This is a genomic window from Moorella thermoacetica, assembly GCF_001267405.1.
Lineage (GTDB): Bacteria > Bacillota > DSM-521 > Neomoorellales > Neomoorellaceae > Neomoorella > Neomoorella thermoacetica.
In genome coordinates, this window is record NZ_CP012369.1 from 640,264 (window position 1) to 653,608 (window position 13,345).

Below are 13,345 nucleotides of genomic sequence, written 5' to 3' on the forward strand. Positions count from 1 at the left end.
CAGCCTGGATTTATGTCGGGGGAGGGTAGTCGCTATGCGACGGCAACTCGGTAGTGATGCCGGTTTAACGGCACGAATGTTCCTGACCATGTTCCTCCTGGCAGCCCTGTATCTCTTTTTCCTGGCCGTTTTATGGCAGGCCGGCGTCAGCTATACGGGGATCATTGTCTTTGTAGCTATTATGCTGGGGGTTCAGTACTACTTTTCCGACCGGATGGTCCTCTGGTCCATGGGTGCTAAGGAAGTATCGCCCCGGGAGGCTCCGGAACTCCACGCTCTGGTGGAGAGGCTGGCCGCCCTGGCGGATTTGCCCAAGCCAAGGGTAGCCATTGTCCCCACCCCTATGCCCAACGCCTTTGCCACCGGCCGCAACCCGGCCAACGCCGTAGTGGCCGTGACAACGGGGCTCATGGAGCGTCTAACCCCATCTGAGCTGGAGGCAGTCCTTGGTCACGAGCTGACCCACGTTAAAAACCGGGACATGACCGTGCTGACCCTGGCCAGCTTTTTCGCCACCGTAGCTTCCTTCATCGTCCAGAACTTCTTCTACTGGGGCGGAGCCTTTGGGGGCGGTCGCGATCGAGACGAGCGTAACAATATAATGCTGGTTTACCTGGCGTCCCTGGTAGTATGGCTGGTAAGCTATTTCCTGATCCGTGCCCTGTCCCGTTACCGGGAGTTTGCAGCCGACCGGGGTTCGGCCATTCTTACCGGGTCACCGGGACAATTGGCCTCCGCCCTGGTGAAAATTAGCGGCAGCATGGCTCGCATTCCCACCCGGGACCTGCGCCAGGCCGAGGCTTTTAACGCTTTCTTTATCATCCCGGCCCTGAACGGCAACAGCATCATGGAACTCTTTTCCACGCATCCGTCCCTGGAGCGGCGCCTGGCCTACCTGCGGCGGCTGGAGCAAGAAATGGAGGAACGGCGGTGAGCTTGCTGGATGCCCTCCTGGGGCGTACCAGGGTGCCACCCGCCCGGACAGAACCCCTCTTTGCCCTGAGTACAGCTATTATTAGCCTGGAGGACGACCTGGGCTGGCATTCCGGCGGCCGGGCCGGGGTGGTCCTGCGGCCGACCGAGGATAGTTTTTACGCCCGGGCCCAGGAAGAAACCGGGGAACTGGTGGCCCTGGCAGCCCGGGAAATGAAGGGCCATGTGGAAAACCAAAGGGATGAATACGGGTACCAGTGGCTAATATTTTCTGACCAGGATTGGGAAGATCTGGTAGCCCTGGCCCATATGGCCGGCCAGAATCTTAAAGAAAAGGGGGCCGGGGATCGCCTCCTGGCAGCAGTTTTTAAATTAGAGAAGGATAAGCAGGTTTTATACCTGATCTTTAACTATAAGCGGGGAGCCTTTTACCCTTTCATCCCCCTGGCCGGCAAGGACAAAGAACGTGATAACGCCCAGGAAATGCGCCTGGCTGCCCTCATGGAAAAAGAGCTTCCCTGGGAAAAGGATTTTAGCCGCTGGTACCCCCTCTGGGGCTGCCCGGTATAAACCACGAAAGGAGTTTTAGGTATGGGCATCCTCTCGCGCATGTCAACCATTTTTAAAGCGAAAATGAACAAGATCCTTGATCAGGCGGAAAACCCCCAGGAAACCCTGGAGTATTCCTACCAGCGCCAGCTGGAGATGCTGCAAAACGTCAAGCGCAACCTGGCGGATGTGGTCGCTTCCAAAAAACGACTGGAGTTACAGGCCGTAAAGCTAAAGGACAACCTGCAGAAATTGGAAGACCAGGCACGTCAAGCCTTGCAACTGGGACGGGAAGACCTGGCCACCTCCGCCCTGGAACGCAAAGCCGCCATCCAGCAGCAGCTCGATGGATTGGAGGAACAGGTCAAAGGCCTGGAGGCCGAGCAGGAGAAGCTGGCGTCAGTTGAGGCCAAACTCCAGGCCAAGGTAGATGCCTTCAGGACGAAAAAGGAGGTCCTGAAGGCTCAGTATTCCGCCGCCCAGGCCCAGGTGAAGATCGGAGAAGCCGTCACCGGCCTGTCGGAAGAACTGGCCGACGTCTCCCTGGCTATCCAGAGGGCCGAGGAAAAGACGGAGAGCATGCGCGCCCGGGCTGCGGCCATCGATGAACTGGTAGATTCCGGTGTCCTGGAGGACGCCCTGGAAACAGGAGATCCCCTGGAGGCCGAACTAAAGAAAGCGACTGCCAGGAGCAGGGTGCAGGAAGATCTGGAACGTTTAAAAAAAGAGGTGGGTAAAGCTTGATAATCCGTATTCTGACGGAAGGTCAGTACCGCCTGGAAGGCCAGGCCCTGGCAGATCTGGACCGGCTGGATGACCGCCTCCTGGACGCCCTGGCGGCCGGTAACAGGCAAGAGTATGAAGATAGCTTCCGGGAGGTTCTAGGCCTGATCCGGGGCCGGGGCAACCGGGTTCCCGACACCGAACTCGTGGAATCGGACCTCATCCTCCCCCCGCCGGATACGACCTTTGAAGAAGCCCGGGGCCTTTTTGCCGATTATCCCCGCCATCTGGGTTGACGCGCCCGGATAACGATACTGGCGGTTGTGCAACGGTTGTGTATTAGTAAACAAAAACAGGTTATCCCTGGACGGGTAACCTGTTTTTTAGTGGTTACATATGGGATATTATGGTATTATATCTATAAAATAGAAAGTAAGTTATAAAAGCTTCCGGCCCTCGATCGCATACTTAGACGAGGGCTGGGGAGCAAGGAAAGGTGAGACCAACCAGGAATAAGTCTTTGATAGGGGGAGGAGAAAGATGCGCAAAGTAAGCTTGACGGGGCTGATCCTATTTTTTATGTTCCTGCCCTGGGGCACGGCCTGGGCCGGCCCCACCGCCGGCGAACTCCTGGCCCTGCTGCCGCCGGGAGCTGGGCAGGCAACGGAATTGACCCAGGGCGGTTTTGCGGTCATGCTGGCGGTTGCTGCCGGGATTAAGGGCGATGCCGAAACCGGCGAGCTGCCCGTGGATGTGCCACCGGAAAGCTGGTACACCCCGGCGCTGCGGGCTCTGTGGCAACAGGGGATTATCCAGGGTTATCCCAACGGCACCCTGCGGCCGGAGCAACCGATCACCTCCCTGGAAGCGGTAATCCTTACCGCCAGGGCCATGGGATTACCCAACGAGATCGGCGGGCGGGAAGATAATCCCTTGCCTGGGGAGATACCTTATGGCCTTAGCCAGTACGCCTTTTTTCAGCAGCAAGGGTTGTTGCCTCCCGGCGAACCCCTCGCACCCATGAGCCCGGCGGAAGCGGCCAGGTGGCTGGCGGCAGTCTTCGGTTCCGAAACCAGGGCGGGAAACCTTTTGGCCCGGTGCCGCCAGGTCCTGGCAGGTAAAGAGGCCATCCGCGTCAGAGGGACAGTTAGCCTGCAGTTCTATAACCGGCCGGGGTTACCAACTACTGCCGAATTGGACCGCATGGTGATTTATGGCGACGTTCTGAATGAGGTTAGTATGACAGGAAAGATGCACCAGCTGGTGACCCTGCACCTGGAAAAAAAGCAGGAGATGACCATCGAGCAATTTGTCTCAGGTGGGTACCTCTACCGCCGGGTGACAGGCAGTGGAAGGGAAACCGGCGAATGGCAACGTCTATCTTTCGCCCCTGATGTTAGCCTTTTGTTGCGCCAGCAGCAGAACCTGGGCTTGCCGGCCGGCATTTTTCCCTTCCTGCATTACCACCTCCTGGGGGAAAGGGAGATTGCAGGCCGGCACGTGGTGGGGGTCAGCTTTTATGCCCGGCAAAATAACCCCGGGGCCCCCGGTGACCTCCTGCCGCTCCAGGTTTTCAGCGGCAGCGTGGACGATTATTTCAGCCAGCCGGGTAAACTTATCCGCTCCCTGTCTTACTGGGGCGTTATTTACCTCGATTCGGAGAGCCTGCTGCCGGTAAAGATCGACCTTAACCTGGTGATGGCCTTTGAGCCTGCCCCCGGCGGGCAACCGGCAGTTATGGCCGCCATGGAGGCCCGTTTTCAGGGGAAGGACTACAACTTTGACGATTTTAAAATAGAGTTACCGGCGGCTGCGGTGGCGGCGCCAGTAAAAGAAAACCAGTAGGATCAGACCGGCGACTATAATTAAGTCGAAGCGATGGAAAATGGGACTCAGGGCTTCCCAGTTGGCCCCCAGCTGCCGGCCGACAAAGACTAGGAGGATGGACCAGGGCAGTGAGCCCAGGAAGGTATAAACCACGAAGCGGCCGAAGGGCATGGCGGCGATACCCGCCGGCAGGGAGATAAAGGTGCGAATAACGGACATTAGCCTGGTAAAGAAAACAGTGGCCTCGCCGTAGCGGTTAAACCACTTCTCGGCTACGGCGAATTCTTTTTCGGAGAAAAAAACATAATGGCCGTACTTCCGCAAGAAGGGCCGGCCTCCCCGCAGCCCCACGAAATAAGCGACTATAGAGCCGATAGTACCGCCGATGGTGCCGGCCAGGACGGTTCCCCAGAAGCCCAGGGACCCTGTACTGACCAGGTAACCGCCGAAGGGCAGGATAACCTCACTTGGCAGGGGGATGCAGGCACTCTCCAGGGCCATGGCCACTGCTATGCCCGGATAACCGAAGCTGGCGATAGCGCTGGTGATGAATTCAAACAACGGGGCAAGCAAACTCGACACTCCTGTACCTCCTCGCAAAATCTATTCCCGGTTAATTATATCAGGCTTTCTTTACCGGGAACACTAAAAATTTAATTAAAAACAAATGGCCGGGATTTGACCAGCTTTGCCCTCTTCCTAGCTTCTCTTTTGCCATGGATTACGTTATAATAACTTTATTCCTAAAAGCATTTATAACGTGGAGCAAGGAGAAGGGTGGTAGCTTTGTCGGTAGTCGAGCTCTTAAAAGAAAAAATTCGCCAGGAAGGACGGGTAATATCCGACGACGTCCTCAAGGTGGATTCCTTTTTAAACCACCAGATTGACCCGGTTTTAATGCTCAAGGTGGGTGAAGAGTTTGCCCGCCGCTTTGCCGGTTCCGCGATTACCAAAGTTCTCACCGTGGAGGCTTCGGGCATCGCCGTGGCCTTGATGACGGGTCTCAGCCTCAAGGTGCCGGTTGTCTTTGCCAAGAAGAAGCAACCATCCACCATGGACGGAGAGACTTATTGCGGCCGGGTACGTTCTTTTACTAAAGAAGAGGTAATAGATATAGTAGTAGCCGGGAGCTACCTGGGGCCGGAAGACAGGGTGCTGATCATCGATGATTTCCTGGCCTCGGGAGAAGCAGCCAGGGGGTTATTGAAAATCATCACTCAGGCCGGGGCCACTCTTGTGGGCGTGGGTACGGTGATTGAGAAGGTCTTCCAGACCGGCGGCGAAGCCCTCCGGGATCAGGGTATCCGGGTGGAGTCCCTGGTACAGATTGGTAGCTTGGCTGGGGGACAAATTGAATTTTTAAATTAATTTTTAACTCCTGAGCAGGATTTTATATTTTTTTAGCGAAGTAATAATTAAACAGCTCCATAAGCGACTTCCGAGTTGTCCTCTCCCACCGGGAAGGGCAAACGTCAGGGCCGGGGAGCAATCCCTTGACCTGCTATTGGGCAAAGGAAGGTACTCTTTGTAGGGGAGTACCTTTTTCTTTTTAACTGTAATAATAAACTGGCAGCCCATAAGTTAGCTTCCCGTTTTTTACCTGAATTTTTACCTGGAGGTGGTGGGGCAAAGGCGAGGCAGTAAATATAAATGTCGAATTTATAATGAAAATCGCGAAAGGGGGAATTATCTTGCCTAAGGTACTGGTAGTCGATCAGGGTAAATGCACCGCCTGCCGGCGCTGCGAGCTGGCCTGCTCTTTCAAACATACCGGCGAATTCAATCCTGCGGCAGCCCGGCTGACAGTGGCTGTTTTCCTTGATGACGATTATTATCAACCGGTGGTCTGCCAGCACTGTGACGAACCGGCCTGCATGGCCGTCTGCCCGGCAGGTGCCATCAGCCGCGATGTAAAAACTAATGCCGTGATCATCGACGAAGATCGCTGTATCGGTTGTCGTATGTGCATCATGGCCTGCCCCTTTGGCGGGACCGATTACTCGGTTTCCGAGCAAAAGGTAGTAAAATGCGACCTTTGCGGGGGCGAACCGGAGTGCGTCCTAAACTGTCCCTGGGGCGCCATTGAATATAAAGAACCGGCAGGCCAGGCCCTGGACAGGCGCGAGCAGGTGGCTCGCAAAGTCCAGGCCGCTCTACGGGAGGTGGTTTAAATGTATGGTTGGACCGGACAGTTACTGCGCGTAAACTTGAGCAACGGTAAGTGCAGGACGGAAAGGTTAGACCCGATCCTGGCCCGGGATTACGTCGGCGCCAGGGGGCTGGCCAGCAAAATTCTCTGGAATGAAATTGATCCTCAGGTCGACCCCCTGGCCCCGGAGAACAAGCTCATATTTATGACCGGGCCCCTCACCGGGACTACGGCTATTTCCGGCAACCGTTACAACGTCGTCACCAAATCGCCCCTGACCGGCGCTATCGCCGCCTCCAGCTCCGGCGGTTACTTTGGCAGCGAACTCAAGTACGCCGGCTTTGATGGGATTATCTTTGAAGGCCGGGCGCCCGAGCCTGTTTATCTCTGGATTGAAGACGGTTCCTTTGAGTTGCGGCCAGCCGGCGAACTTTGGGGGAAAAACGTCCACGAGACGGAAGACGCTATAAAAGCAGTCACCTGCCCCCATGCTAAAGTGGCTTGCATCGGCCCGGCTGGAGAGAAACTGGTTCGTTTTGCCTGTATAATGAATGATAAAAACCGGGCCGCTGGCCGTTCCGGTGTCGGCGCCGTCATGGGGTCCAAGAACCTGAAGGCCATTGCCGTCCGCGGTCACGGTGGGGTCAAGGTGGCCGATGGGCCGGCGTTCCGGGAAGCGGTCCTGGCGTCCCTGGCCAAGATCAAGGCCAATGATGTCACCCACGGCGGCCTGCCCGCCTACGGCACCGGGGTCCTGGTGAATGTCATCAACGCCCATGGAGGCCTGCCTACCCGAAATTTTCAGACAGGCATCTTTCCAGGAGCGGAAAAAATCAGCGGTGAAGCCCTGGCGGCTACCTACCTGGTGCGCAAGAAGGCCTGCCTGGCCTGCCCCATGGCCTGCGGCCGCGCCACGATGGTACCTTCCGGTCCCTACGCCGGTCATGGTGAAGGGCCGGAGTATGAGGCCCAGTGGTCCCTGGGGGCCGACTGCGGCATTGACGACCTGGCGGCCATCCTCAAGGCTAACTTCCTGGCTAACGAGCTGGGCTATGACCCCATTTCCTTCGGCTCTACCCTGGCCTGTGCTATGGAACTATATGAAAAGGGTTACCTGCCGGCCGGGGATACCGAGGTGCCCCTGGAATTCGGCAATGCCGCCGTCATGGTGGAAACGGCCCGCAAGGTGGGCTACCGGGAGGGTATCGGCGATCTGCTGGCGGAGGGTTCTTACCGCCTGGCATCACGCTACGGTCATCCCGAACTCTCCATGACCAGCAAAAAGCAGGAATACCCGGCCTATGACCCGCGGGCCTTCCAGGGTATCGGCCTGAATTATGCCACCTCCAACCGCGGCGGCTGCCACGTCCGGGGCTATACCATCGCTGCCGAGGCCTTGGGTACTCCTGTCCAGGCGGATCCCCTTTCTTCTGAGGGCAAAGCGGCCCTGGATAAGGCCTTCCAGGATCTGACCGCCCTGGTGGATGCAAGTGGTATCTGCCTCTTCACCACCTTTGCCCTGGGGGCTCCGGATGTCGCCAGCATGCTGGCGACGGCCACCGGCGTGCCCTACACTGAGGAAAGCGGCCTCCTGGCGGGTGAAAGGATCTATAACCTGGAGCGTCTCTTTAATTTCGCCGCCGGCTTAACTAAAGCCGACGATACCCTGGCGCCGCGGCTACTCAATGAACCCATGCCGGAGGGGCCGGCTAAAGGCAAGACATCCGCCCTGACAAAGATGCTGGCCGAGTACTACCAGTTGCGCGGCTGGGACGAAGAAGGCCGGGTCACAGCAGCTACCAGGGAGAGATTGGGGCTGTAGTTAGATACCAGGACTATATTTTCGGAGGAACCGTAATGCAAGTCGAACTCTTAAGTTTCCTGCAGCGGGCGGCCGGGGAAAGCCGGGTAGATATAGACGCGGCTACCGTAAGGGAGCTCCTGGCTGCCCTTTCTTCCCGCTACGGCGAAACTTTTCGCCGCCAGCTTCTGACTGCTGACGGGCAGCTCAAAGCCGGCATAGCCATCTTGATCAACGGCCGCAATATCAACTTTCTGCAGGGGTTAGACACGCCTTTGAACCCCCGGGATAAAGCAACTATTATTCCGCCGGCGGCCGGGGGATAAGGCAGGAAGGTCATCGTTATTCTGGAGGTCTTGGGGGCAATGCGCTATCTAATCATCGGCAACAGCGCCGCCGGGGTGGCCGCGGCCCGGGCCATCCGCCAGGCCGACCCGGCAGGGGAAATCACCATGGTGGGGGACGAACCATATCCTTTCTATGCCCGGGTCCTTACCTCTTACTACCTGGGTGGGCTGGTACCCAGGGATAGGCTCTGGCTGGTGGATAGAGAATGGTATCGCCGGCAGCGTATCCAGCTCTTAACCGGCCGAAGGGCGACGGGGCTTAATACCGGGGCGTGCCGCGTGACCCTTGACGACGGCACGGAGCTGGCTTATGATCGCCTGCTTATAGCCACCGGGGCCTCGCCCCAGCGGGTAGACTTCCCCGGAGCGGGCCTGGCCGGGGTTTTTACCCTGAGGACCATCGACGACGCTGCCGCCATCGGCAAATTCGCCCGGCCCGGCGGCCGGGCGGTAGTCATAGGCGGCGGGCTGGTAGGCCTTAAGGCGGCTGAAGGTCTGCATGCCAGGGGACTCAAGGTGCGCCTGGTTGTCTCCTCAGGCAGGCTTCTTTCCCAGGCCATGGACGATAGCGGGGCGGAACTGGTACGCCGGGCCATGGCCGCCGCCGGGTTTACCATCCACCTGCGGGAGGACGTAGTGGCCCTGGAAGGCCGGGAGCGAGTAATGGCGGCCGTCTTGCGTTCCGGGGCAACGGTACCGGTGGACGTTGCGGTTGTAGGTAAAGGGGTGCGGCCCAATGTCGACTTCCTGTCGGGTTCCGGTGTGGTCGTGAACCGGGGTGTCGTGGTCGACGATTACCTGAGTACCGGTATCCCCGGCGTCTATGCCGCCGGGGACGTGGCCGAGGCCTACGACCGCGCCTGGCAGAAACCGCGCCTGAACGCTATCTGGGGCAACGCCGTGGAGCAGGGCCGCCTGGCCGGGCTCAACATGGCCGGCCACCATACGCCTTACCGCGGCGGCATCGGCCAGAACTCCCTGGTGGTGCACGGCCTGGGAGTCATCAGCGGCGGCATCGTCAACCCGCCGGGGGAAGGCTATGAGGTTATCACCCGCCTGGACGAGAAGCGGTCCCTTTACCGCAAAATCGTCCTCCAGGGCCGGCGACTGGTGGGGATGGTGTCCGTAGGCCCGCCGAATGGTGCCGGCAGCTTCCAGGCCCTCATCGGCAGGGAGGTAAAGGAAAAATATATCGCCAGTTTCCTGGATGGTAGCTTCACCTGGGCCATGGTGGGGCGGTAGCAGGGGGTACCTGCCTCTTAATCCGGGGAAGCGGCGGGTTTTCGCGGCATAAGGGTCGGCAGTTAGCTCAAAGAGCGGGTCTCAAGCCCGCTCTTTGAATTTGGGCAGTAATTTGCTCCCCAGGGAAGTTATGCTAAACTAGAAGCAGGACGGTTGTTGAGGGCAAGTGAGTCGCACGTCGAAAACGGCGCTTTTCTATTTTCACCTGTTTGATGGTAGCTGGATCGGGTGCTTTTGGGGGGTGGTATTACAATGTCCCACCTGGCCCTGGTGGCTCCTTATACTGACCTGGCGGCCCTGGCCAGACAGGTATGCGAAGAACTGGATGAAGACGTAGCCGTCGCTACCGGAGACCTGGCGGAAGGGGTAAGAGTCGCCCGGGATCTGGTGACTAAAGGCGCGGAAGTCATTATCAGCCGCGGGGGCACGGCCACGGCCATTAGCCGGCAGGTAGAGGTGCCGGTAGTGGAGATCGCTGTCAGCACCTTTGACCTGATTCGGGCCCTGGCCAGGGCCCGGGATCTCGGCAGCTATATCGGCGTGGCCGGTTTCCGCAACGTCATTTATGGTACCAAAAGTTTAGAATCTGCCCTGGGAGTTCACATTGAAGAACTAATCATCGAAGCTGAAGAAGAAGCTGCCGGGATAATTGCTGAAGGCCGGTCCATGGGTCTGGAAGTTATTGTCGGCGATGCCGTTTCCGTGCGTTCGGCTAAGGAAATGGGACTCCAGGCCATCCTGGTGACCTCCGGTAAAGAAGCCATCAGCCAGGCCATCCGCGAGGCCCGGGAGGTAGCCATGGTACGCCGCCGCGAGCGGGCCCGGGCCGAGCAGTTCAAGGCTATCCTGGATTTCGCCTATGAGGGCATTGTAGCCACCGACCAGGAAGGCCGCATTACCCTGGTTAACCCGGCGGCCGAGAAGATCCTGGGCCTTGCGGCCCACCGAGTAGTAGGACGGCCGGCGCGGGAGGTATTGCCCGGCGTGCCCCTGAATCAGGTGCTGCAGTCAGGCCAAAAGCGCCTGGGGGAACTGCACCGGGCCGGCAATACCCTGGTGGCGGAGAATATCATACCGGTCATTGCCGGCCGGGAGACCGTCGGCGCCGTGGCTACCTTCCAGGATGTCAGTCACCTGCAGGCAGTTGAGGCCAGGGCCCGCCAGGAGCTTTACCTCAAAGGCCATGTGGCCCGGTATACCTTCGAAGATATCGTCACCCAGAGTCCGGTCATGGCCAAGATAATTGAACGGGCCCGCCAGTTTGCCGCCGCCGAAGCGACGGTTTTAATCAACGGGGAAACAGGAACGGGTAAAGAAATGGTAGCCCAGAGTATTCATAACGCCAGCCGGCGGCGGAATGGCCCCTTTGTGGCCGTTAACTGCGCCGCCGTACCGGAGAATTTGTTGGAAAGCGAGCTCTTCGGCTACGAGGAAGGGGCTTTTACCGGAGCCCGCAAGGGCGGCAAAAAGGGACTCTTTGAACTGGCCCACGGCGGCACCCTTTTCCTGGACGAGATCGGCGAGCTGTCTTTAAACTTACAGGCGCGGCTTCTACGGGTGCTACAACAAAAGGCCATCATGCGCGTCGGCGGCGACCGGGTGCTGCCCGTGGACGTGCGCATCATCGCCGCCACCCACCGCAACCTGAAAGATGCCATCGCCAGGGATGCCTTCCGCCGTGACCTGTACTACCGCCTCAATGTTTTGCAGATAAATCTCCCGCCCCTCCGGGAGCGCCCGGAAGACCTGCCTTTATTAATTAAAGCTTTGGTAGAAAAGATCAGTCGCCGTGCCGGCCGCCTGCCTCCTATCTTTAGCGAGGAGATTATCGCCAGGATGCAGGCCTATTCCTGGCCGGGTAACGTACGCGAACTGGAGAATATCCTGGAAAGGCTGGTAGTCCTGCGCAGTGGGGAAGAGGTCGAGGCCGGCGACCTGGACGAGATCTTGGAGCCGGCGGAAAACCAGCCGCAGCCCGTCCTGCAGCTGGCCCTGCGGGGCACCCTGGCGGAAATGGAGGGGGAGATCATCCGCCGGACCCTGGCCCTCACCGGCAACAATAAGGAAGAGACCTGCCGGCGCCTGGGCCTCAGTAAGACCACCCTCTGGCGGCGGTTAAAAAGCTGGCAGGATGAAGGACAACGCAGGGTCAATGGTAATTAAAGGTAGAGGGAGGCAGTCGCGTTTTCCATGAACCCGGAGGACTTTTAGCCGCCTGTTACCAGGGGTAGCATAGTTACGTAGAACCTGCTATATTCCAAGATGAAATACTAAAATTCAATATGAAATAAGCAATAGTATTACGGCCAGATTAGCTTTTTAATCTGGCCTTTATCTTTTTAACCTTTCAGAATGAAATATTGTCAGTTATAATAAATGCCACTACGATAAGCATCCTTCAAAATTGTACGCCGATACTTCCCTGGCACGCTTTTTGCATTATTTTTTTGGTGACTGTTGCGCCGTGAGAGAGGGTAGTAAATGGAACAGATATCCATCATCGCCGACGATTTAACCGGAGCCAACGATACCGGCGTCCAGTTTTGCCAGCACGGTTTCCGCACCATGGTTATTATAGATGCTGCCAACGTAGAGCGGGTGGGGCAGGATAAAGATGTCTGGGCGATCAATACCGACACCCGCCACCTGGCAGCACCTGAAGCCTACCAGCGCGTTTATGAGATCACTTTAAAACTAAAAAAAGCTGCCATCAGCCGGGTTTACAAAAAGATTGATTCCACCCTGCGCGGCCACCCCGGCGCCGAGCTGGAGGCTGTGATGGACGCCTGGCAGGCGGACCTCGCCCTGGTGGTGCCGGCCTACCCGGCCAACCGGCGGTTAGTGGTTGACGGCCACCTGTTGATAAGCGAGGGCATGGAGACGGCCGCGGCTTCCGTAAGCCTTACTCCTGGCGATGCCAGGGCAGCCCTTTGCCACATCCCTACCGTCCTGCAGGGGGAGATGGGCCGTCGGGTAGGCCAGATTAACCTGGCGACTGTGCGCCAGGGAGTGAAAGAACTGGTAGCTGCCCTGGAGGCCGCTCGTACAAACAGCCAGGTGCTGGTCCTTGATGCCGCCGACGAAGAGGACCTAAGGAATATCGCCCGGGCAATCAGCCGCTTCCAGCGGGATGTCATTGTGGCCGGCGCCGCCGGCATGGCCGCCCATTTACCTCTGGCCTGGAACCTAAAACCAGTGCCTAATAATCCATTAAATAAAAAGGGGGCTATTCTCCTGGTTGCCGGCTCGCGTAACCCGGTCACTGCCGCCCAGGTGCAACGCCTGGCTGAGGTTAGCGCGTGTCAGGCTGTAAAGGTAGAGACGGAAGCTATACTTACCGGAGAACCGGCTGTTGAAATAGAAAGGGTGTTGCAGGAAGTTACAACTCAAGATGCAGGCGCAGGTTTAATTATTATAGCCGTAGATAGCCTTTTCCAGACAATTGACAGAGATAGGGTTTCCAACTCAGGAAGCAAAGCTATAGCTTTAGCCCTTGGCACTATCACCAGCCGCCTCTTAAATATGCGAAGGATAAGTGCCCTGGTAGTTACTGGCGGAGATACTGCCGTTCACGTTTGCCGGGCTCTGGAAGCCAGAGGAATTAACCTGGCGGCCGATCTGTTGCCGGGTATCCCTTTGGGGTACCTGGAAGGGGGGCGGGGTGATGGACTACCAATCGTTACTAAAGCCGGCGGTTTTGGTTCCCCCGATTCCCTGATCAAAGTAAATGAATTTCTTCAACAGAGAATGAAAAGTGAAATGGAGTTGGTATGA

At 57.7% G+C, this 13,345-nt stretch carries 13 protein-coding genes; 12 read left to right on the top strand and 1 reads right to left on the bottom strand.

Annotated elements, in window-relative coordinates; translation table 11 throughout:
* The first annotated feature begins 34 nt into the window (after positions 1 to 34).
* From htpX to MOTHE_RS03200, 5 genes are all read left to right on the top strand, one after another.
* A complete protein-coding gene (htpX, locus tag MOTHE_RS03180) occupies positions 35 to 934 on the top strand; it encodes a zinc metalloprotease HtpX (RefSeq protein ID WP_011392235.1) in 900 nt (299 codons plus the stop codon).
* Positions 931 to 1,503, top strand: a complete 573-nt coding sequence (pspAB, locus tag MOTHE_RS03185; RefSeq protein WP_053094664.1) for a PspA-associated protein PspAB — start codon at positions 931 to 933, stop codon at positions 1,501 to 1,503. Before htpX ends, pspAB begins: the two co-directional genes overlap by 4 nt.
* Positions 1,504 to 1,524: 21 nt before the next feature.
* On the top strand, positions 1,525 to 2,226 hold the full coding sequence (locus tag MOTHE_RS03190; RefSeq protein WP_011392237.1) for a PspA/IM30 family protein: 702 nt from the start codon (positions 1,525 to 1,527) through the stop codon (positions 2,224 to 2,226).
* A complete protein-coding gene (gene pspAA / locus MOTHE_RS03195) occupies positions 2,223 to 2,501 on the top strand; it encodes a PspA-associated protein PspAA (RefSeq protein ID WP_011392238.1) in 279 nt (92 codons plus the stop codon). The genes MOTHE_RS03190 and pspAA overlap by 4 nt, the downstream gene beginning before the upstream one ends.
* A 244-nt stretch (positions 2,502 to 2,745) precedes the next feature.
* Complete coding sequence (locus MOTHE_RS03200) at positions 2,746 to 4,050, top strand: S-layer homology domain-containing protein (RefSeq protein ID WP_053094665.1); 1,305 nt, start codon at positions 2,746 to 2,748, stop codon at positions 4,048 to 4,050.
* Here the strand turns inward: MOTHE_RS03200 and MOTHE_RS03205 are convergent.
* Positions 4,006 to 4,614 carry a DedA family protein gene (locus MOTHE_RS03205; RefSeq protein WP_236683277.1) on the bottom strand — a complete coding sequence of 203 codons (609 nt, stop codon included), beginning with the start codon at positions 4,612 to 4,614 and terminating at the stop codon, positions 4,006 to 4,008. The genes MOTHE_RS03200 and MOTHE_RS03205 overlap by 45 nt on opposite strands.
* 195 nt (positions 4,615 to 4,809) lie before the next feature.
* Between MOTHE_RS03205 and MOTHE_RS03210 the strand changes: the two genes are divergently transcribed.
* The 7 genes from MOTHE_RS03210 to MOTHE_RS03240 all read left to right on the top strand — a co-directional run bounded on the left by MOTHE_RS03210 (position 4,810) and on the right by MOTHE_RS03240 (position 13,345).
* The gene (locus MOTHE_RS03210) at positions 4,810 to 5,400 is read left to right on the top strand and encodes a xanthine phosphoribosyltransferase (protein ID WP_011392241.1); all 591 of its coding nucleotides are present in this window, start codon (positions 4,810 to 4,812) and stop codon (positions 5,398 to 5,400) included.
* A 323-nt stretch (positions 5,401 to 5,723) separates the two neighbouring features.
* Positions 5,724 to 6,203 (top strand): 4Fe-4S dicluster domain-containing protein, encoded by a 480-nt coding sequence (locus MOTHE_RS03215; protein ID WP_011392242.1) that lies wholly within the window; start codon positions 5,724 to 5,726, stop codon positions 6,201 to 6,203.
* A complete protein-coding gene (locus MOTHE_RS03220; RefSeq protein WP_011392243.1) occupies positions 6,204 to 8,003 on the top strand; it encodes an aldehyde ferredoxin oxidoreductase family protein in 1,800 nt (599 codons plus the stop codon). It begins immediately after the preceding gene.
* Between the two features lie 35 nt (positions 8,004 to 8,038).
* Positions 8,039 to 8,308 carry a MoaD family protein gene (locus tag MOTHE_RS03225; protein WP_011392244.1) on the top strand — a complete coding sequence of 90 codons (270 nt, stop codon included), beginning with the start codon at positions 8,039 to 8,041 and terminating at the stop codon, positions 8,306 to 8,308.
* A gap of 39 nt (positions 8,309 to 8,347) precedes the next feature.
* Entirely contained in the window at positions 8,348 to 9,571 is a 1,224-nt protein-coding gene (locus MOTHE_RS03230) for an NAD(P)/FAD-dependent oxidoreductase (protein ID WP_011392245.1), read from the top strand.
* Positions 9,572 to 9,823: 252 nt separating this feature from the next.
* Positions 9,824 to 11,734: a sigma-54-dependent Fis family transcriptional regulator gene (locus tag MOTHE_RS03235; RefSeq protein WP_053094667.1), complete on the top strand. Its 1,911-nt coding sequence runs from the start codon at positions 9,824 to 9,826 to the stop codon at positions 11,732 to 11,734.
* Positions 11,735 to 12,052: 318 nt separating this feature from the next.
* The gene (locus tag MOTHE_RS03240) at positions 12,053 to 13,345 is read left to right on the top strand and encodes a four-carbon acid sugar kinase family protein (RefSeq protein WP_011392247.1); all 1,293 of its coding nucleotides are present in this window, start codon (positions 12,053 to 12,055) and stop codon (positions 13,343 to 13,345) included.